The 20,606-nt window shown below is 68.7% G+C and carries 15 protein-coding genes and 2 pseudogenes; 5 read left to right on the plus strand and 12 right to left on the minus strand.

Annotated features, from left to right (window positions below):
* Positions 1 to 129: 129 nt before the first annotated feature.
* The 7 genes and pseudogenes from AC3EUJ_RS24335 to AC3EUJ_RS24365 all read right to left on the minus strand — a co-directional run.
* Positions 130 to 255, minus strand: a pseudogene (locus AC3EUJ_RS24335) (IS630 family transposase); the annotation flags it as partial.
* A gap of 165 nt (positions 256 to 420) precedes the next feature.
* Entirely contained in the window at positions 421 to 1,365 is a 945-nt protein-coding gene (locus tag AC3EUJ_RS24340) for an NADP-dependent oxidoreductase (protein ID WP_431964745.1), read from the minus strand.
* 268 nt (positions 1,366 to 1,633) lie between these two features.
* Positions 1,634 to 3,076, minus strand: a complete 1,443-nt coding sequence (locus AC3EUJ_RS24345; protein WP_431964747.1) for an MFS transporter — start codon at positions 3,074 to 3,076, stop codon at positions 1,634 to 1,636.
* A 74-nt stretch (positions 3,077 to 3,150) separates the two neighbouring features.
* Positions 3,151 to 3,747, minus strand: coding sequence for a TetR/AcrR family transcriptional regulator (locus tag AC3EUJ_RS24350; RefSeq protein WP_431964749.1), 597 nt, complete (start codon positions 3,745 to 3,747; stop codon positions 3,151 to 3,153).
* A 94-nt stretch (positions 3,748 to 3,841) separates the two neighbouring features.
* Positions 3,842 to 4,183, minus strand: coding sequence for a GNAT family N-acetyltransferase (locus AC3EUJ_RS24355; RefSeq protein WP_431964751.1), 342 nt, complete (start codon positions 4,181 to 4,183; stop codon positions 3,842 to 3,844).
* 97 nt (positions 4,184 to 4,280) lie between these two features.
* Positions 4,281 to 5,198 (minus strand): NADP-dependent oxidoreductase, encoded by a 918-nt coding sequence (locus AC3EUJ_RS24360; protein WP_431964753.1) that lies wholly within the window; start codon positions 5,196 to 5,198, stop codon positions 4,281 to 4,283.
* A gap of 430 nt (positions 5,199 to 5,628) precedes the next feature.
* Positions 5,629 to 6,672 (minus strand): zinc-binding dehydrogenase, encoded by a 1,044-nt coding sequence (locus AC3EUJ_RS24365; RefSeq protein WP_431964755.1) that lies wholly within the window; start codon positions 6,670 to 6,672, stop codon positions 5,629 to 5,631.
* Positions 6,673 to 7,325: 653 nt separating this feature from the next.
* Here AC3EUJ_RS24365 and AC3EUJ_RS24370 point away from each other — a divergent pair.
* Complete coding sequence (locus AC3EUJ_RS24370; protein WP_431964757.1) at positions 7,326 to 7,955, plus strand: TetR/AcrR family transcriptional regulator; 630 nt, start codon at positions 7,326 to 7,328, stop codon at positions 7,953 to 7,955.
* A gap of 9 nt (positions 7,956 to 7,964) precedes the next feature.
* Here the strand turns inward: AC3EUJ_RS24370 and AC3EUJ_RS24375 are convergent, their stop codons facing one another.
* The 4 genes and pseudogenes from AC3EUJ_RS24375 to AC3EUJ_RS24390 all read right to left on the minus strand — a co-directional run bounded on the left by AC3EUJ_RS24375 (position 7,965) and on the right by AC3EUJ_RS24390 (position 15,277).
* On the minus strand, positions 7,965 to 8,270 hold the full coding sequence (locus tag AC3EUJ_RS24375) for a GNAT family N-acetyltransferase (RefSeq protein ID WP_431964759.1): 306 nt from the start codon (positions 8,268 to 8,270) through the stop codon (positions 7,965 to 7,967).
* 757 nt (positions 8,271 to 9,027) lie between these two features.
* Positions 9,028 to 9,165 (minus strand): annotated as a pseudogene (locus AC3EUJ_RS24380) (dihydrofolate reductase); the annotation flags it as partial.
* Complete coding sequence (locus AC3EUJ_RS24385; RefSeq protein WP_431964761.1) at positions 9,162 to 9,959, minus strand: thymidylate synthase; 798 nt, start codon at positions 9,957 to 9,959, stop codon at positions 9,162 to 9,164. The pseudogene AC3EUJ_RS24380 and the gene AC3EUJ_RS24385, both read right to left, overlap by 4 nt.
* A gap of 674 nt (positions 9,960 to 10,633) precedes the next feature.
* Complete coding sequence (locus AC3EUJ_RS24390; protein ID WP_431964763.1) at positions 10,634 to 15,277, minus strand: family 78 glycoside hydrolase catalytic domain; 4,644 nt, start codon at positions 15,275 to 15,277, stop codon at positions 10,634 to 10,636.
* 647 nt (positions 15,278 to 15,924) lie between these two features.
* On the opposite strand from AC3EUJ_RS24390, the gene AC3EUJ_RS24395 reads away from it, so the two are divergent.
* Positions 15,925 to 16,656, plus strand: a complete 732-nt coding sequence (locus AC3EUJ_RS24395; protein WP_431964765.1) for a phosphotransferase family protein — start codon at positions 15,925 to 15,927, stop codon at positions 16,654 to 16,656.
* 145 nt (positions 16,657 to 16,801) lie between these two features.
* On the opposite strand, the gene AC3EUJ_RS24400 is transcribed toward AC3EUJ_RS24395, so the two are convergent.
* On the minus strand, positions 16,802 to 16,999 hold the full coding sequence (locus tag AC3EUJ_RS24400) for a hypothetical protein (protein ID WP_431964767.1): 198 nt from the start codon (positions 16,997 to 16,999) through the stop codon (positions 16,802 to 16,804).
* Positions 17,000 to 17,360: 361 nt separating this feature from the next.
* Here AC3EUJ_RS24400 and AC3EUJ_RS24405 point away from each other — a divergent pair, with 361 nt between their 5' ends.
* The 3 genes from AC3EUJ_RS24405 (at position 17,361) to AC3EUJ_RS24415 (ending at position 20,209) form a co-directional block, all read left to right on the plus strand.
* Positions 17,361 to 18,170 carry a universal stress protein gene (locus AC3EUJ_RS24405; protein ID WP_431964769.1) on the plus strand — a complete coding sequence of 270 codons (810 nt, stop codon included), beginning with the start codon at positions 17,361 to 17,363 and terminating at the stop codon, positions 18,168 to 18,170.
* Positions 18,171 to 18,219: 49 nt separating this feature from the next.
* Positions 18,220 to 18,903: a hypothetical protein gene (locus AC3EUJ_RS24410; protein WP_431964771.1), complete on the plus strand. Its 684-nt coding sequence runs from the start codon at positions 18,220 to 18,222 to the stop codon at positions 18,901 to 18,903.
* A gap of 478 nt (positions 18,904 to 19,381) precedes the next feature.
* On the plus strand, positions 19,382 to 20,209 hold the full coding sequence (locus tag AC3EUJ_RS24415) for a universal stress protein (protein ID WP_431964773.1): 828 nt from the start codon (positions 19,382 to 19,384) through the stop codon (positions 20,207 to 20,209).
* Positions 20,210 to 20,606 lie beyond the last annotated feature (397 nt).

The following is a 20,606-nucleotide window of genomic DNA, read 5'->3' on the forward strand; positions in this document are numbered from 1 at the left end:
CAGGACACCAGCCCCGCCGGCCGACGGCCCTGACTGGTGATCAGTCCTCCCGCAGCTGCCCCGTGTCCTCGCGGCGGAGCTCACCGGCGGGCCGGGGCAGCTCGGCGGCGGCCGGCTCCTCCATCCGGGTTACCGAGGCTGTAGGCGTGGTGTCGTTGGGGTGAGTCCGGTTTCGGTGAGGCAACCGTCGATGGGGTCGCTGCGGTTCTGGATCTTTCGGTCGCCGAGGCGGAGCGCGCGGATGAGGTGATCGGGGCCGGCAAGGATCCGCTCGCGAATCGCCTGCCGTTCGGGCGGCAGCCCACCACCTCCGTCAAGACTCGGTAACCGGACTTCAGGTGGGCGGCTTCGTCGAGCACCCGAGGTCAGAGCGAGGAAGAAGTGGCTTTCGTGGCTCGGCCGGTTCGTGTCCCTCATCTCTCACGAGCGAACGCGGATGATCGTCTTCCCGCTGATCCGCTCGGTCGAGTTGAAGGCAGCCACGGCATCATCGAGGGTTGCGACCCGGCCGATGTGCGTCCGCAACCGCCCGTCCCTCACCTGTCGAGCGATCTGGCCGAGTTGCGCGCGATCGGACACGACAACGAAGTCGACCGCCCGACCGTCGGCCGGCCGTACCTCAGGCACACCGGCGACCGTCACCAGCGTTCCTCCGGCTCGAACCAGACCCGTGGACCGCCTTCCGATGTCGCCGCCGAAGACATCAAACACCAGATCGACCTTGCCGACGTCTTCCAGCGCGTCGTTCTCGAGATCGACGAACTCCTGCGCGCCGAAGTCGAGCGCGGTCTGACGATGGGCGGCGCGTCCGGTACCGATGACGTATGCGCCGGCCTCGCGTGCGAGCTGCGTCACCATCGAGCCGACCGCGCCGGCTGCGCCGTGCGCGAGGATGCTCTGCCCCGGGAGGAAGTGGCCGTACTCGAACAGTCCCTGCCAGGCGGTCAGGCCCGCCATCGCGACGCCCGCGCCCACCGTGAAGCCGACGTCGCCCGGCAGCGGCGCGAGGTTGCGCGCCTCGACGACGACGTACTGCGCCAGCGTGCCGTCGCGGGTCCAGTCCGTGAGGCCGAAAACCCGCTGACCGACCGACAAACCCGCCGTTCCATAGCTGAGAGAGGTGACCACCCCAGCCACCTCGTGGCCCGGGATTGACGGCGTCCGGTCTCGGCCGAGCCGATCGATCCAGGTAGAGGGCCACTCAAGCTCATTCCCGGTGAACCCTGAGGCATGGACTTCAACGACGACATCGCCGTAGTTCGCCCCCTCGAGACTGGCGAGCCTCACCGCATCCGGGTCGGGCCGCTCCACCAGCTCCATCCCCGCCGTTCCCGCGGCCCGGTCCGTCACCACAATCGCTTTCATCTGGACATCTCTCCTGTGGCAGTTCTCGATTACCCCGTTGTGACGCCATGAGGGGGCTTCGCCGTATTCACGACATTAGCGAAACCGCTTGACCGCCTTGCCTCGCCACTTCGGACGGGTCGAAGGCGGTGACGATTTCGCCGGCTGAGCCACGGCGCCGTTGTCTGTCCGCGGCCGGCGCTCCCGGACTTGCCGGCCGACGCGAACCGCGTATGCAGGCTGGACCGGCGTGTCAGGGGCCTCGCGATGACGGCGAGGTTCGTCCTGATCACTCACCGCGCCGAGCGTTACCTGCCCTTTCGGTGTGCGGGTCGCGTGCGGCGAGAACACTGAAGAGGGTGGCGACGATGGCGAGTGCGGCGTATCCGAGGGCGATCTGAGGCAGCGAGAAAGTGTTCGAGAGTTGGCCGGAGATGAGGCTGGGGAAGGCGGCTCCGCTGTAGCAGAGGAGGTAGATGGCGCTGAAGACCGGTGCCCGGTCGGCGAGGGTGCTGCCGTGCAGTAGGCCGCGGGTGGCGGAGCTGATGGCGATGCCTTGGCCGGTGCCGGCGATGATGGTTGCGGCGATGAGCAACGCCAGTGTGCCTACGGTGATCGCTGCCATGAGGCCGATCCATCCGGTCAGGAAGATGATCATGCCGATGCGTTGGCCCGCCGCGGATGTGAACCGGCCGCCGATGGGCGCGCCGAGAACGCTGGGGGCCAGGTAAAGGGCGAACAAAAGTCCGAGGGTGAGCGAACTGTGGGTGTGGAATTGATCCGCGACCAGTGCGGGCATGAAGGCCTGGTAGAAAGCGCCGGTCGCCCAGGTGGCCAGGAACACCGCGGCCGCGGCAGGGAGCAGATGCCTGGCCCGGGCCGGTATGCGGACCCGGGGCAGCAGTGATCGCCAAGCGCCCGGCGTCGGCTGCGCGGTTTCCGGGCTGATGACGATGAGTGCGGCGGACAGTACGAGGAAACCGGCGCAAACCAGGTAGACGAGATGGCGTGGCCAGGGGCCGAACTGGACCAGGCCGCCGGAGGCGATGGCGCCGAGCGTGAGGCCGAGCATGGGTCCCTGGCTGGAGGAGACGGATGCCAACCACTCCGGCCTGGTGGGTGCGGCGTCGACGATGTAGGAGGCCAGGCCGCTACTGGCCACCCCCGTACCGACACCCATCAGTAGCCGACCGGACAGCAGGGTCCCGATGTCGTGCACGGTCAGCAGCAGTAGACAGCCCAGCAGGAGCAGACCGAGACTGACGATCGCAGTGGGCCGTCGGCCCAGGTGATTGGACAGTCGTCCCAGCACCAACAGTCCGGCGATGGTGCCGACGGAGTTGCTGACGACGGCCAGTGAGACCCCGGCGTTGGTGAACCCGTCCTCGGCCCGGTAGGTGTTGAACAAGGGGATGGGTGCGGCCGACGCGGCGAACGCGGCCACCAGGGAGACCACCCCGGAGGAGAATGCGAGTTGGAGCGTTCTTCCCCGGCGAGTCAGGTCGATCACTGGTGCCACGTCCTGCATCGAGCGGTGCCTTTCCAAGAGTCGGTAAGTCATGTCCTGAGATCGGTCTGGACGCTTCGGCCTGCGCGAGCGCGGCGCGGCGCGGCGCGTCATGCCCGTAAGCTGCGCCGACTCGGGTGAGTGATCGGTGTCGTGTACGCGGTGCCGGCGCCCATGGTTGTGGTCCGTCGATCCGGTGCTGGGCGGCGCGGCGAACGAGGCCATCAGGGAGACCACCGCACATGGGGAAATGCCTCGCGTTCGCCATGGACCTCTCGTGCCGCCTCGTGCACCGCGTATCAGTCCACGGTGTACGTCTTCACGTGGGCCAGCGCCATATTCATGGCGATGCGCATCGGTTCGACGTCGCGTGTCATCTGGGCGAGCAAGTAGCTTCCCTGCAGTGCGGCCATCACGGACACAGCGAGCTTGGCGGGATCGGCCTCCTCCTTGAGCGAGCCGTTCTCCCGCATCCGGATCAGGCCGGCGGTGATCAGCTCCTGCCATTCGCCGAACTTCTCAGCGAGCAGGTCTCGGGCCGTGGGATCCTGAGCCGCGCGGGATCCGACGAGTGCACCCAGAGCGCACCCGTAAGCCCCGTCCTGGAGAGAGTTGAGGCGGATGATCGATTCGGTCCAGCGCTCCAGGGCTCGGAAGGAGCTCATCCGTTCCAAGTGCTGTCGGTCGCGATCGAGAATCTGCTGAGCGCGCAACTCGATCACCGTGAGTACAAGTTCGTCTTTGTCCGCAAAATGGCGATGGAACTGCGACGCGCTGGTCCTGCTCGCCGCGCGCACGTCATCCAAGGTCACCGCGTTGACACCTTTGACGTAAAAGAGCTCTGCAGCGGCCTGGATCATGCGAACACGTGCCGTGGCTCCGCTGGTGCTCGCCATTCTCTGCCCCTTCTGAGAGATGTGAAATCGATGGCGACGCGCAGCCACGAGAACCCCGCGGCGCCTCGTTCCGCCGCAGGCGGCGGCGGGCGCCTCAGTCGTGGGCGTCGTCGGCGGCCTGCGACCCGAGATCGAGAATCTCGTGGAACTGGGGGTGCTTCTCGATGAAGCGATCCACGACGGGGCACCGGTTGGTGACTGCCGCGTGCTCCCGCAGCAGGTCGGACAGCGCCTCGCGGATCAACGCGGTCCCCAGGCCGCGGCCACGGTAACCCTCCTGGACGTACGTGTGCGTCAGGCTGTAGTGAGTGCCCTTGCGCTCGTAGGCGAGCAGCCCCGCGTAGTTGCCGTCCTCTTGAACCTCGTAAAATCTGTTGTCTTCGTCCTTGGCGACTCTGACCGAGCCGCTCGCGTCGGTCCACAGCACCTTTGCCATCGCCGTTCCTGTGTCTGTGCCGGCTCCGCCTGGCTGACGGGGCAGTCCTATCGGTCAACAAGTGGACTGAATCGTCCATTGTAGGGTTTGTGGGCCGTTATGAACGAACGCGGATGATGGTCTTTCCCCTGACCCGCTCGGACGGATTGAAAGCCGCGACGGCATCATCGAGCGTCGCGACGGTGCCGATGACCGTACGCAGCCGTCCGTCCCGCACCCGCTGGACCACCTCACCCAGCTGAACCCGATCGGGCTCCACAACGAAGTCGATGGCCAGACCGTCCACAGGTCGCGCCCCTGGCGGGCCGGCGATGGTCACCAGCGTTCCTCCGGCGCGAATCAGGCGCGCGGACCGTTTCCCAGTGTCGCCACCGATGACGTCGAACACCAGATCAACTCCGCCGGCGTCCTCCAGCGTGTCGTTGTCCAGGTCGACGAACTCGGCCGCGCCGAAGTCAAGCACCGCCTGACGATCGGCGGCACGTCCGGTGCCGATGACGTAAGCACCCGCCTCGCGCGCGAGCTGCGTCACCATCGATCCGACTCCGCCGGCCGCGCCGTGCACGAGGACGCTCTGCCCCGGCTGAAGCCGGCCGTGCTCGAACAGCCCCTGCCACGCCGTCAGGCCCGAGATCGGCAGACTCGCGCCTACCGTGAAGGCGACATCCCCGGGCAGCGGCGCGAGGTTACGCGCTTCGACGGCCGCGTACTCCGCCAGCGTGCCGTCGCGAGTCCAGTCCGTGAGGCCGAAGACCCGCTGTCCCACAGACAACCCCGTCGTGCCATAGCCGAGGGCACTGACCACTCCAGCGAGCTCATGGCCAGGGATCGATGGCGTCCGGTCGCGGCCGAGGCGGTCCGTCCAGTTCGAGGGCCACGTCAGCTCCCCCGGGGTGAATCCGGACGCATGCACCTCAACAAGCACATCGTTCCCCGCCGGCTCGGGCTTGGGACGCTCCGCCAGCCTCATTCCGGCCGTTCCCGCGTCCTGATCGGTCACAACAATCGCCCTCATCGGGTGTCTCCCTCTGTCCCGTCGTCTCCCCTGCGCCACGCGCGGCAGCTGCAAGCGCCTCAAAAGTGAACTAAAGAGTCCACAAACTCGCCTGAACTTGGACTCTAGCAGCATACTCAAGTCGCTGACTGGTCGAGATAGTCCCATTTGAGGCTCAGTGCCTCATCGCAGGACCCGGCCGGACGCGCCGGTGCCTGGGGTCGGATCTCCAGGCGATGGTGACGACGGACAGACCTGGGGACCGACCTGCCGCCCATGCCGAAGGTGCCTCAGGCGGCCGGCTGATCGCGCCTGCACGCCACCGCTCTCGGCGGCCGGCCCGCCGCGGTTGGCCGTCACGGCGCCGTGGCGGCGACGAGCAGGCGACCTCGCGGGGCCCGACCGCAGCCGGTGGGGTGGGGACTGCGCCGCACCCCGACCGTGTCCGGGGTCAGGGCTTGATGAACACCTTCAGGCTCTTGCGGCCGGCCATGTCCTGGTAGCCGGCTGGAACGCCGTCCAGGTCGGTGGTGGCGTCGAAGACCTTTCCGGGCTCGACCGTGCCGCTCAGGACGTCGGGCAACAAGTCCTCGATGTAGGCGCGGGCCGGTGAGGGGCCGCCGGCCAGGCGGATGTTGTGGCGGAAGAGGCTGCCGACGCCAATGGGCGCCTCCTCGTACTGAGGGGCGCCGACCCGGCTGATGACCCCGCCTGGCCGGACGTCGCCAAGGGCCTGATCATAGGCGGGCCTGGTGCCGACGGCCTCCAGGACCACGTGCGCGCCGTACCCGCCAGTGAGCTCGCGGACGGTTTGGACCCCTTCTTCGCCGCGGGCGGAGACGACATCGGTCGCGCCGAACTCGCGGCCCAGGTCGGTGCGCGACGGATGGCGGCCCATGAGGACGATCTGCTCGGCACCCAGGCGCCTGGCGGACAGCACCGCCATCAGCCCGACGGCACCGTCGCCGATCACCGTGACGCGGGTGCGTTCGTCGACTCCGCCTGACACGGCAGCGTGGTAGCCGGTGCAGAAGACGTCGGAGAGCGTCAGCAGGGAGGGAATGAGGGCCGAATCCGCTGCGACGGGGAGTGCGACGAGGGTGCCGTCGGCCAGGGGGACGCGGATGGCTTCGGCCTGGGCGCCCTCTTCCGCCTCGCCGTCCCAGAAGTTCGCCTGTGGGTGGATACAGGAGCTGGTCAGACCCTCACGGCAGAACTCACATGTGTTGTCGGAGATACTCCAGGGTGAGACGACCAGGTCGCCGCGCTTGAGGGTGGACACCTCCGAGCCGGTGTCCTCGACGATGCCTATGAACTCGTGGCCCATCCGGGCCGGACCGTCCTCGGGCTTCATCGAGGCGTACGGCCACAGGTCCGTGCCGCAGACGCAGGATGCGGTGATCCGCACCAGGGCGTCGGTCGGGCGCTTGATGACGGAGTCGGGCACGTTCTCGACGCGGACGTCACCAGCGCCGTACATAAGTGCTGCGCGCATCGTTATGCTCCTTTTCCACGTGGTGCCGGCGGGAGTGGTGGTGCGTTTCCGGCCGGCCGCTGAGCGGAGAATGTCGCTGCTGGGCTGGCGGCGGCCGTTGTCCCATGTCGAACCGAGTTCGCCCTGCTCCGCCGTCGCACCTTTTCCGGTGACCACAGCGCTGGCGTTGATTGCGGAACGGAGTCGTTTACCCTCCCGGTAGGCGCCGTGGCCGGGCCGTCTGGTCGTGCACTCGTCCCGCCGGCGATAGTCGTCGGTTATCAGCTCCATAAGATTGGGAGCCCGCCGTCCTCTTCCGTTATAACGCAAACGAGAGGACCATGTAGTCCGTGGAGTGGACGCCCCGGGATGTCGCCGTTCTCGGAGTCCCCACCGTGCTCGCAGGGACCTGATGCGTGTCGACGCGGGCTGCTGCCTGGTCAGCGCGGGGCAGTCGGGTCGGATCCGTATTCGCGCGTTCCCACGATTCGCATCCGGTACGAGGCAGAGGTGGTCCATCTGACAGCAGGTCGCGCGCACCTGCGAAGGCCGCAACTCACGCACCCGACGCCCCGGTGGGCACGGAGCAGCCGACTGGTCACCCCCCAGTGCGCGTCGGCAGGACTCCCGGACTCTTCCGTAGACCGGTGATCGCGCGTAGTAATATCGGGCACATGTCCGTAGATGATGCTCCTCGGCAAGAGCGGCGCCTGACCTCGCGTGGGGCTGTCACACGCGACCGCATTGTTCAGGCCGCTGCCGACCTTTTCTATGTGCGGGGCGTCAACGCGGTCTCACTCGACGACGTACGAGCGACAAGCGGGACGAGCAAATCGCAGCTTTATCGCCACTTCGCGGACAAAGACCAGCTTGTCCACAGTGTCATCGAGCTGCGGACCGATCAGGTCCTGAACCGTGATCGCCAAATGCTGGAGCGGATGAATTCCATTCGCGCGCTCGAGCGATGGAGCGACAAGCTCATCCATCTCAACTCTCTGCAGCACGGCGCCTACGGGTGCGCGCTGGGCTCGCTCGTCAGCGCCCGGGCGGCACAGGACCCGACGTCGAGGAGCAAGCTCGCCGAGACCTTCGCCGAGTGGCAACGGCTCATCTCGGCAGGCTTGAAGCGCATGCAGGAGAACGGCTCGCTGCGTGAAGGGGCGGACCCGGAGCAGCTCGCCACCGCTGTCATGGCCGCCTTGCAGGGTGGCTATCTGCTGGCTCAGACCGCCCAGGACGTCGAGCCGATGCGCGTCGCCATGCATATGGCGTTGAACCACGTACGCTCCTACGTCGTGGACTGAACCGGATCCTCAGCTCGACGAAGGCGAGACCCAGGTGCCTGAATGTCTCGTGTCGACCAGGCTGGTGTATTCGGGATTCTTGCGTATGAACCTGTCGACAACCGGACAGTAATTTGAAATTGTGTTTCCGTGGATGCGCAAGAAGTCCAGGGTGCACTTGATGAGCACATTGGAGAGACCTCGCCCGCGGAATGGTTCGTTGATGACCGTATGCATCAGAACGCGTCGATTGCCGATTTCGCGATAACCCATGTGGCCGGCCGTCTCACCGGCTACGGAGATCTCGTAGCGATGGTCCTTCTCGTTGTTCCTCACCTCCACGGACGATTCCGCGGCTGAAAACAGAACGTGAGGCATCTCGGCCCTCCAGTCGATCGCGAAAGCCCGTGATGGGAGAGTTGCCGGAAGTCGCTCGGCGGCCGCCGTGAAGGCCTTCGGTCTCCGGCCGAGCCGGTGGGAGGGGACCGCCTGCTCCGGCTCTGGCGCAGCGCGTCCCAGCCTAAGCAAAGAGGACGAAACAGTCCAGTCTGGCTTTGGGGGCATCCCGTCGGCGCACGCTGCGACTCACAAGGGAGGGCCGCACGCTTGCCCGCACGCAGAGGCCGCCCTACGGGGCACCGGCTTTCGCGGGTACGCAGGCCGCGGCCATGCGCCTCTTGGCAGACGCCCCAGGGGATCGCAGATCACCCTCCGTCAGCTTCGCGCTCCGCTTCCCGTCGACGCGCCCTGCTCTGCCGCAGATAGGATTATTGATCCCATCCGGGTCATATCGCTCGATGATGGTCAGGGAGCGGCAGATGGACGCCTCGGACGAACTACTCCAGAGGGCTGCACCGTCGGCTCTTTTGAACCTGAACGGTGTCATCCGTGGCCTCAACGCCGCAATGGCCGCAGCGCAGGGCAGGCCCAGGGACCAGTGCATAGGCTGCGACTTCGGTGATCACTGCCCGGAGGGCCAGTCCCGGGAGTCCTGCCCGACATCGACTACCCCGAGGAGACCTTCACTTTGGAAAAGGTCGCCGCGCTGGTCATGGTCACCGACGGCCTGGTCGAAGGGCCGGGAATTCCACGTCTTGCGCCCCATCACCACGGGATGGCCGAGGGCGGTTGCCTTGATATGTGCCATGTCCTCAGGCAGGCGCCACGGAATCGCATTGCCGCACCGATCACGCCCATCAAGGGTCTGCGCCCAGATCAGCCCGACGTTCATACCGCGACCGGGGCCTTGATGGCTGGGTGGTGCTGGTAGTCGAGCACCTCCACATCGGCGTAGGCATAGTCGAAAAGCGAGTTGGCTCGGCGCAGATGCAACGCGGGAAACTCAAACGGAGTGCGCGAGAGCTGCTCGGTCACCTGCTCGACGTGATTGTCGTAGATGTGGCAGTCGCCGCCGGTCCAGATGAAGTCGCCGACCTTGAGGCCGGCCTGCTGAGCCACCATGTGCGTGAGCAGGGCATAGCTGGCGATGTTGAACGGGACGCCGAGGAACAGGTCCGCGCTGCGCTGGTACAGCTGGCAGGAGAGCTTGCCGTCGGCGACGTAAAACTGGAAGAAGGCGTGACAGGGCGCGAGAGCCATCTTGTCGACCTCGGCGACGTTCCAGGCGGAGACGATCATCCGGCGGGAGTCCGGGTCCCGGCGCAGAGTGTCGAGAACCTCGCTGACCTGGTCGATGTGCCTGCCGTCCGGGGCGGGCCAGGACCGCCACTGCGCGCCGTAAACCGGACCGAGCTCGCCGTTCGCGTCGGCCCATTCGTCCCAGATGGTGACGCCGTGCTCCTGCAACCAGCCGACGTTCGAGTCGCCACGCAGGAACCAGAGCAGCTCGTACACGATGGACCTGAGATGCACCTTTTTGGTGGTGACAAGCGGGAACCCCTGTGAGAGGTCGTAGCGTAGTTGGTGCCCGAAGACACTTCGGGTGCCGGTGCCCGTCCGGTCGGCTTTGGCCGTCCCGGAGGTGAGCACCAGCCGCAACAGGTCTTCGTACTGGGTGTCCGCCACGGCGGTCGAGTCTACTGGCCGCCGACAGGCACGCACTCGACGGTCACGTCTCCCCGTACACCGAGGCACCGGCGTGAGGCTCAGCCCCGGCGGCGGGCTGCGGAGTCGCCTTCACAACCTGCCGGGCGACGGCGTCGACGCCGGCGCGGGCACACCACTCCGCACGCGCCGCCGCCAGCTCGGCCAGCACCTCCGGCAGCGCAGGGTCGTCGATGGCGGCGATGGGGAAGACGGGCGGGACCGGTGGGCGCCGGTTCGCCGGCGAGCATCCACCCCCACGTCGTCAGCGAGATCCGGTGGATCCGCGCGGAGTACTTGGCGATTCCCGCGCCGGTGAGGTATCGCTCGACCGCCGCGGTGCACGACGAGGGCGGGGAGGACGGAGGCACCACCCGGGCGCGCGGCAGCCGGAGAGCACCCCCGCTCCCGAGTCCGGTCGCTGGTTCGATCGTCACACCCGCCTTGCTCCCCTGCCCTGCCGCAGTAAATGCTTACACCTCACCTCGGCGGCCGGAACGTCCCGCCGCAGGTCGCGCAGATCACGGTAGAGACTCGCCGCAGTAGATCCGGCATTTACTGCGACAGCATCCTGACGAGTCGAGACAGGGGAGCCCAGTCGTGTGCCTGAGAACCCGCGCCGGGGGTCCTCAGGCACACGACCGTGACCGGCGGCATCAGCCGACCGGCACCACCCACACGTCGGCGATCGAGGGGTCGTAGTCGCCGCCGGTGTCCTGGAAGCGGAGCCGGACGGTGCCGTCCGACGTGCCGGCGGAGGGTTCGACCACGAACTGGTGGGTGACGGTGCCCTGGCCGCCCTCGCTTCGCCTCAGGTCGACGCTGTGCACCACCTCGCCGTCGGCCCGGACGTCATAGGTCTTGCGCCGGGCACCGTCGAAGGTCTCGACGATGCGGACCACGAAGCGACCACTGGCCGGTACGGCGGCGTCGAACTCGAACCAGCCACCCGGGTAGGAAGAGTGGCTGTAGCGCCGTGTCAGCCCGGCCTCGATGTTCGTCCCCGAGTGCTCCGACGCCGTCAGCCGGTGGGCGGACTCCGACGGCCCGTCACCGAGGTCGACATGGTCGCTCGTCCGCGCGGGTGGGGTGGGCAGCGAGACCGCGATCGTGCCGGTCGCCTGCTCCGCCGTCGTCGCGCCGGTCGCCGCGGTGACCGTGGCCGCGCCCTCCACGACGGTGAGCGGCACCGTCACGACGGCATCGACCCTTGTCCGCTCCCCCGGGTCCAGGTGGTAGCCGACCGGGTTCGGCGTCGCCCAGCCGTCGGGGAGGTCGAGCGTGAGCTTGCCGGACTGCACCACCTCGGTGCGGTTGGTCAGCACCGCGGCGACGGTGGCCTCCTCACCCGGGCCCACCGGATCAGGCGTACTGGACACACTGTCGATGGCGACGCCGGGGGCGACCACCAGGCCCGCCGACACCGGTAGCGTCGCCGTTCCTCCCCCGTACCGGTAGGACACCGATCCGGTGAGGTCGGCCACGGACGCCTGCGCGTCCGGCGCGACCGTGACGTCGTAGGCGTGCTCGACCGTACCGCCCGCACCAGCGGTGGACGCGTGCCGGCCCACGGACCTCACCGTCCATCCGCCGGGCGCCCGCAGTGACGAATCGAGGCCGGTCAGCTGCCGCTTGCCGGTGCTCGCCAACGCCACCGTCACGCGGACGACGTCGCCCGGGAGGATCTCGTCGGCCGGCACGTCCAGCGTGGCCACCGCGCCGACCAGCCGCGACGATGCCCGCGACAGGGTCCGCTCGATGCCGGTCAGCGCATCACGCAGCACCGTGGCCGCCGTCTTGTCGATGGTGCCCTGATCGGCGTACGTCCGCGTCCATCGGTCGAGGTCCGCCACGGCGGCGAGCGCACGGTGCACCGCGGCGGCGGTCAGCCGCGCGTCCGCGCCCTGGTCCTGCAGGTGCCACGCGGCGTCGAGCTCCTTGCGCATCGCAGCGGTGCGCGTCTGCAGGTGACCCTTGGCGATCTTGCCGGGACCACGTGCCGGCAGCGCGTCGACGTCGTCGGCGAACGACGCCGCTTGTGCTTGGGCCGCCCCCAGGTCCCCGAGCACCGGGTCGACCGCGAACGCATAGCGCCCCGAGCCGACTTCCAGCACCACCGCCCCGTCCGCCCGCTCGACGTACGTCACGTCGGCGACTTCGCCGATCGGCCTGCCGCCCTCGGTGACCGCCCAGCGGTTCGGCGCCGGGATGCGCACCTGGGCGGTGGTGTTCGCCGGCACGGTGACGTCGAGCATCATCGCCCCGCTGGTCGTGTCCCATGCGCTGCGGACCGTGCCGTACGGGGTCTCGTGGCTGAAGTCGACGTGGTCGATGCCCTCACCGGGCTCGGGGGCGATGAGCACCTTGCGGTAGCCCGGTTCCGCCGCCGAGACGCCCGCCATGGTGCGGTACATCCACTCGCCGACCGCGCCGTACGCGTAGTGGTTGAACGAGTTCATCCCCATGTCGTTGAAGGTGCCGTCGGGGTTGATGGAGTTCCACCGTTCCCAGACCGTGGTCGCGCCCTTCCCGATCTCGTAGCCCCACGACGGGTAGTCCTTGTGCTGCAGCAACCGGTAGGCGATGTCGGAGCGGCCCGCCTCGGTGAGTGCCGGCAGCAGTCCGTCGACGCCGAGGAAGCCGGTCGACAGGTGGTAGTCGCGGCGCTCGAGGGTCTTGACGAACTTGGCGACGATCGCGTCGCGCCGGTCGGCGGGGGCGAGGTCGCCCGTCAGTGTCAGTACGTACGAGGTCTGGCTGTCGCCCTTCACGGTGCCGTCGGCGCCGATGAACGCCGCCTGGTACGCCGACCTGACCGCCTCATAGCGCTGTTGGTAGGCCGCCGCGTCGCCGTCCCGGCCGATGGCGGCCGCCATTTGCGCGAACTCTCGTGTGCTCTTGGCGACGAACGCGGTGTCGAGTACGTCGGCCGGGGTCGCGTCGTCGAGGTTGAGCCAGTCGAGATAGCCGCCGGCGGAGCGGATGTGGCCGGTGGAGTCGGAGTCGAGGAAGTCGACGTACCGCTTCATCATGTCGTAGTTGTCGCGGATGACGTCGGTGTCGCCGTACGCCTGCCACAGCGTCCACGGCACGTGTACGCCGGCGTCCATCCAGCCGGCCGACTCGTAGCCGCCGTCGAAGCGGCCGGGGACCACGGGGGCGACGCCGGGCAGCGAGCCGTTGGTCCGCTGGGTGTCGCGCAGGTCCTGCAGCCACTTGCTCAGGAAGGACCGTGCGTCCATGTTGTAGACGGCGGTGCGGGCGAAGACGTTGATGTCGCCCGTCCAGCCCATCCGTTCGTCGCGCGCGGGGGTGTCCGTGGGGATCGACAGGAAGTTGCCGCGCATGCCCCAGACGATGTTGCTGTGCAGCTGGTCGACCAGGTCGGAGTTGGTGTCCAGGCTGCTGGTGAGGTCCCCGTCGGTGCCGACGACGACACCGACCAGGTCCTTGGCCGCCGGGGCCTCGTCGACGCCGGATATCTCGACGTACCGGAAGCCGTGGAAGGTGAACGACGGCTCGAAGGTCTCCGGCTGGTCGGTGGCGAAGGTGTAGTGGTCGGTCGCTTTCGCGCTGCGCAGGTTCGCGGTGTAGAGCGTTCCGTCGGGGTTGAGCACCTCGCCGTGCCGGACCCTCACCGTCCGGCCCGGCTCGCCCTCGAGGGTCAGGCGTACGTGGCCGACCATGTTCTGCCCGAGGTCGTAGAGGTAGGTGCCGGCGGTCGGCGAGTCGATGCGCTTCGCGGTCCTGAGTTCCTGGGTGACCCGTACGTCGACCGCGGTCTGTGGTTCGAGCACGTTCACCGGCTCGTCGCGGACGTCCGCCGCGGCCCAGTTCGCGTCGTCGAAGCCGGGCCTGTCCCAGCCGGCGACCTGCTTCGCCACCCGTGCGTCGTAGGACTCGCCGTCGAGCAGGTCGGCCTCGCGGGTCGGACCGCCGGTGGTGGTCCAGGTGCCGTCGGTACGGACGGTGGTACTGGTGCCGTCGGTGAACTCGACCAGCATCTCGGCGATCACCGAGGTGTCCTTGCCGTAGACGTCGGTGCCGAACATGGCGACCTTGCCGCTGTACCAGCCCGGTGCCACCTCGGCGCCCAGTACGTTGGCGCCACCGCGGACCTGCCGGGCCACGTCGTAGGTCTGGTAGTCGATGCGTTTGTCGTACGCCGTCAAGCCGGGCGCGAGTTCCGCGCTGCCGACCCGCTCCCCGTTGAGCCGCAGTTCGTACACCCCTCGTGCCGATGCGTAGACGCGTGCCCGGGCGACCTTCTTGCCGCCGAGATCGAACTCCTTGCGCAGCAGCGGGACCGGCTCGTCGCGGCGCAGCCAGGCCTCGCCGCCCGCGCTGTCGACGCGCAGGCCGCCGGCGGTGACGGTGCCGGAGGCGAAGGTACGGTCGCCCGCCGGGAAGGCGGTGTCGACCAGGACGGTGCCGTCGGCGCTGGTGACCGTGACGTCGCGGACCAGGCCGCGCTCCGCGCCGCTGGTACGGAAGCCCATCGTGCCGGGGCCGCCGAACGTCGCGTCGGTGCGCCGGTCCAGCCGCTCGCCGTCGACGGTGGTGGTGATCGTGTCGCCGTCGACGGCGATCGCGTAGTCGTGCTCGGCGGCGAAGTCGAAGCCGGCCGGGAACGGTGTCGCTTTGAGGACGGAGTAGCCGCTGTCGCGTTTGACGTGCGGGCGCAGCGCGTCGTCGGTGTCGCTGATCTGCCACATGTAGGCGTTCTCGGTGTCCTGACCGCGGAAGTAGACGCCGAGCGCCCCGTTGATGCCGGAAGCCGTGAACTTGACGGTGTAGTCGGTCCACTTGGCACCGAGCGCCGGTGTGTCCGCACCGATCCACGAGGCCGTCCACGACTGGCCGCCCAGAGCGGTGCCGAACGTGGCGGGGTCGCTCCATCGCGAGGCGACACCCCGGTCGTCCCAGACCCGGACGGACCAGACGTAATCCGTATGCGGCTGCAGCGCGGGGCCGCCGTAGCGGACGTCGGTCGACTGACGGGAGGAGACCTTGCCGCTGTCCCAGACGTCGGGGTCGCCGAGGCGGTCGGCCGAAGAGGCGACGTGTATCTCGTAGGCCCGCTGTGTGACGCCGCGGCGCTCGGAGGCGAGCCGCCAGCCGAGGGCGGGCGCCGCGGGCGGGATACCGAGCGGGGCGTCAAGGGCGTTGACCGTCAAATGGCCGACGCTCGTTGCAGCGGCGGGGGCGGGGGCGGCGGGTGGACTCGCTGCCGTCGCCGTCGCGGTTGCCACCACGACGAAGACTGATGCAGCGACCACGGCGGCGATCTGCTGACGCACGGGTGCTCCTCACGAGGCGTGTTGAATCGCTTCAATCACACTCTGAAGGCCATCACACCACCATGGCAACGGGTTGCGCAGACTTGATGAAACAGATTCGAGAGATCAGTGAAACGGTTTAACTGTGCGGGTCATCGAATCCACGTGGTGGCGGGTTGACCCGGCGGCCCGGCCACGAGCCCCATCGCCCGCGCTGAGGCGGGTCTGCGAAGTCCTGCTGCCCGGGAGGCAACCCGGTCCGGACCGGGCCCGCACGCGAGCGCCGCCTTGTTCCTCAGTCCCTCACGCGGACGGGACTCGAAGGGAGGCCACAGCAAGCGGCGTTCGTCGTTGAGCAGACGACTGCGGGCCACACGGCACGGACCCGGGGCCGGCATGGCCCGGGACCTCGTACCGCGTCCGGCCACCCAGGCTGCGGGGTGCGGATCTCTTCGGTTTCGGACTCTGCGGCACCATGAGAGCGCCGAATCCTCGGTCACCGCCGCGGCGTGCCCGAGTTCGATCCTGCAGACGGAGCAGGAAACCGGAAGGACGGAACCGTGGGCCACGATGTACCTGCGGACTTGCTGGACATTGTCGATGCGCTTCTGCCGGGCGCCCCACTGGATCGGGCGCGCCTGGCAGAGGACGGCAACATCCATCACGTCGTGCTGCTGCCGCAGGTCGCGGCCGTGCGCATCAGCAAGCGTCCGTCGGCAGCGGAGGCGCTGCCGCGAAGGATGGAGTTGCTGCGGGCCGTCGGGGCCGCCGGTCTGCCGTTCGCCGTACCGGAGCCGCTCACGCCGGTCGCGGTCTTCGACGGCCGTGCCGCGGTCGCCGTGTCCTGGATCGACGGCGCCGCACTGCCCGAAGGCGAAGGCGACCCCGAGCACATCGGGAAACTTCTACGGGACCTGCGGGAAGTCCCCCTTGCTGCCGGGCTCCGCCAGGCCCTGGCCACGACCCGGGAACCGTCCCCACGGGGCTGGGCCGGCATCCTGGCCGAGGACGTCATCCCCCGCCTGCCCGTACGATGGCGCGACGAAGGCCGGCGTCGCCTGGACAACGCCATGGCCCTGGACCCGGTGCCTGACGCACTCGTCCACGGTGATCTCGCCGGTTCCAACGTGCACTGGAGCTCCGACGGGAAGCTGATCGGCGTCCTGGACTGGGACCTCGCGCTGCCCTTCGATCCCGCCATCGATGCGGCCTGCATGGCCTGGCACGGCTGGGACACCGTCCGCCGCGCCGTCGACCACGACACCTACCGACGCGCACGGGTGTGGGACCAGACCTTCGGTATCGGACACCTGATCGCGGTCCTGCCCGGCAAACCGTTGTCCAACGTGGACAGCTACGTCGACCACATCGTGCCCTGGCTCGAACACAACACCGCCTGACGTCAGCCCGGCCAGGGGCCCGAAGCGAAGGGGACCCGTAACCGGGCCGCCGGGACAAGGGCGGCGGCCATGTGCGGCCCGCCGAGTACGAGTGGCACCCAAGCCGCACATCGCAGTGACATCCACGCCGAAGCTCACATGTGCGTCACCGCTGGTACTTGTCGGTGTACTGCGGCCCGTCCTGCTCGGCCTTGCATCCCTCACTGCTGGCGGGCATGCCGTGGGAGAGCACGAGGGCGTAGGCCTGCGGGACGAAGTCGCAGCCCCTGCCGGACCACTGGGACGCGAGGAACGTCCAGCCGACGGCGGCGGCGGCAAGCGTGTACTTGGTCTTGGCGTTCATACGAATGACCGTGCCTCGGTGACGCCGGGCAATCATGACCCGGATCGGGATTTACGTGTAAGTATGACCGGATTGCGATCACATGCGCGACTCGGCGTTCAAGGGCGGCCATACCCCGGGGCCGGTAACCGCGCTGGGCCCGGAACGCCGTCACAGCAGGCCACACCGCACAGCGTTACCACCGGTCAGGGCGCCACCGAGGATCCGGGTGCGCGCAAGCCGCGACCACCCCGGGAAGCAGCCCACCTCTTGGTCCAGCGGCCACCGACCCGCCGGCCGGCTGGCGACGTCAACCGGCCGGAGTGAAGCTGGGAGCTGCAGCAGCTGATGGGGAGACTGGAAGCCGATTGGTGGAGGCACAGTGGGCGGCCTGATCGTCGTAGGAGTGGATGGCTCGTCGTCAGGTGACGCCGCGGTGGTACAGGCCGCTCGGGAAGCGCAGCGACGCCGGGCGAGGCTCCGTGTGGTGTACGCCCTCAGTTGGCCGGTCAGGCCCATGTACGCGCCGCTGGACCCCTCGCCTTTCAACCGCTTGGCGCACGACGCCGCACAGCGTGCCCGGAGAGCGGCGCCCGATGTGGAGGTCGCCGCTGCCGTGATGCTCGGCGATGCGGTATCGGTGCTGACGGCTGAGTCGCGTGCCGCGGACCTGGTGGTCGTGGGCGGCCGCGGCACCGGAGGCTTCGTCGGCATGCTGCTGGGTTCGACGGCGGTGTCCCTGGCCGCCCACGGCGAGTGCCCGGTGATGGTGGTTCGCGAGGAACCGAACGACACCGGGCCGATCGTGCTGGCCGTCGACGGCTCCCCTCAGGGCGAGAGAGCGGTCGAATTCGCCTTCGAAGAAGCATCGTCGCGGAGAAGCGAGATCAGAGCCGTGCACGCCTGGCTGCCGGATCACGCGCCCCCCGGTACGGGCGCGGAGAGTGCGGAACGTCTGCTGGCCCAGGCGGTCGCCGGTCGCGGGGAGCGGTATCCGGACGTCACGGTCCGGCAGGAGGTGCTGAGCGGTGAAACCCGCGAGGTCCTCATCGAGGCCAGCAGGAACGCCCAGTTGATGGTTGCCGGAGCCAGGGGGCGCGGTGGCTTTTCCGGGATGCTGCTGGGTTCGGTGAGCCAGGCGCTGCTGCACCACGCGCACTGCCCGGTCGCGGTCGTCCGCGGGAGGGCGTGACCGCTCGGGCCGCGGCCGGAACGGATCGACCCCACCACTGGAGACCGACGTGCTGCGGTCCGTCAGGCTCCTCACCGACCACGACGTCGTGCACCGCACGCGTCGCGCGCGTTACCTGTCCGGGCGGATCTGCGACCACCCCATTCCCGCGTACGTCGACGAGCAGGGCGTGGATCCCGGGCGGTGCACGGAGACCTTCGCCGAGGTCGAACTGGAACTGGACAGCTGGCGCTGGTCCGGGACGACCTTCCGGCTGCGCAGCGGCAAATTGCTCGGCCAGGACCGCAAAGAGGTCGCGGTGCGCTTCCGCTCCGTACCCCACCTGCCCTTCGGCCATGAGGGAGAGGCCCTGCCAAACGTGCTCCGCTTCGGGCTGGAGCCGGACGGGCTGACCCTCGACATGACGGGCATCGGCGCACACGCCCAGACGCTCTCCCAGCTCTCGCTGACCGCACGGATGGAGCCGCCCGGCCTGGCTGCCTACGGCCGGCTCCTGCTGGACGTCATGAAGGGTGATCCGGCCCTGTCCATCCCTGGCGACGAGGCCGAAGAGGCATGGCGGGTACTGACCCCCGTCCTGAGCGCGTGGGAGAACAATCTCGTTCCGATGGAGGAGTATCCGGCTGGTTCCGACGGACCGCCTCCGCGGCCGCACGAGGCCGCGCAACGGCGGCGCAGCGGCCTGCTGCATCCCGAAGCGCTTCCGGTCGACGAATCCGATGGGCCGCACTGAGCGTGGATCCGCGTGCGTCGTGGTCACGAGCGTCGACCGGCCCGTCCGCGGTGGCACTCCTGTTGGCGCAGCGGCTGGACGCCCTTCGCGGACGGCGACGACTTCCGCTCCCGACTGGCACGGCCGCGATGTCGGCCGTCACGCCGCTCGACGACACCGACCACCGGCCCCGGTGCGGTGGTCGCAGGTCCCGCACTCAAGCGGCGGCACCGGGACACCCTGCTACCCCGGCGCACGTTGGCGCCGGGACGGGGAGGGCGCCGATCGGGCCGTCAAGTTTCGAAGCGCTCCCCGGAGGGCCCTCGGCGGGACGGAGGCCGGCACCCGACGGCTCCGCATCCCGCACACCCGGGATGCGCCCGGACAAGAGCGAAGGCAGTGTGTCCGAGTAGAGGGTGCGGCGTGCGATACACCCTCCGGCACCGGCAGCCGGAGTCGTCCACGTGATCGCTTGAAATCGCGCAGGCAAGGAGTCCCGGTGAGCAATGTGGTCGTAGCGGGCGTGGACGGCTCGGCGTCCAGTCTGGCGGCGGTGGAGGAAGCCGCCCGGGAAGCCCTGTGGCGCGATGCGGAGCTGCGGATCGTCCATGGGCTCGCTCTGCCTGTCATGCCGATGCATGTTCCGATGGATCCCTCACCACTGGGCCCACCCGAGGACAGCCTGCGGAAGGTGGCCGAACGCCTGGTCCGGGAAGCAGCAGAGCGCGCGAGGCGCGTGGCGCCGCCAGTGCGGGTCAGCCAAGCCGTGCTGAACGGGGACGCGTTGACGGCCCTTGAGCTGCAGTCGCGAACCGCGGACCTGGTGGTCGTCGGATCCCGGGGCATGGGCGGTTTCATCGGGATGCTGCTGGGGTCGACCGCGGTGTTCTTGACCGCTCACGGACAGTGCCCCGTCATGGTGGTGCGGGAACAGCCGGACACGTCCGGCCCTGTCCTGCTGGGCGTCGACGGTTCCACCGCCGGGGCCAAAGCGCTCGAATTCGCCTTCGCCGAAGCGGCGTTGCGCAGAGCTGAGATCATCGCCCTCCACGCGCACAGGAATCGGCCCGGTGCGACAGACGAGAGCGTGGATCTGACGAAGGTACTCGCAGGTCACCAGGAAAGGCATCCCGACGTCGCGGTGAGCCAGGCAGTGGTGGACGACGGCCCCCGTGAGGCACTGATCGAGGCAAGCAAGACCGCCCAGCTCACGGTGGTCGGCGCACGGGGACGCGGCGGATTCACCGGGCTGCTCCTGGGTTCGGTGAGTCAGGCTCTGCTCCATCACGCGCACTCCCCCGTCGCCGTGGTCCGCGGAAAGGGGTGAACCGCTGACGCGCACGGCGGGGACGGCCCGCGCCTGCCCCCCGGCGGTTCGAGGAGGCAGCGGAGGACCCGACGTTCGCCCACGGCTGCGGATGGCCTCGGCTCATCCGGGGTCACGCAGCCCGCGGTGCCCGGTGAAACCGTTCCGCCGGCACCGGCGTCCGTACGGGCCCCGTGATCACACGGAAGCGGTATGCGGCAGCGCCGTCGACGGGTGCGATGCCCGGGGCCCGGTCAAGCCGCCCAATGTGTACGGATCGGCAGCGGGGTGGGTGCGCATCGGCCGGGAAACTGTCATAGGGTTCGACCTTGATCGGCTCGCTGGGTCAGTTGCGGCACAGGGCAGTTCAGGTCAGATCAGGTCACAGTCAGGCAGTCGTCCGACGGGCACGTGCAGG

The organism is Actinacidiphila sp. bgisy160 (assembly GCF_057707815.1).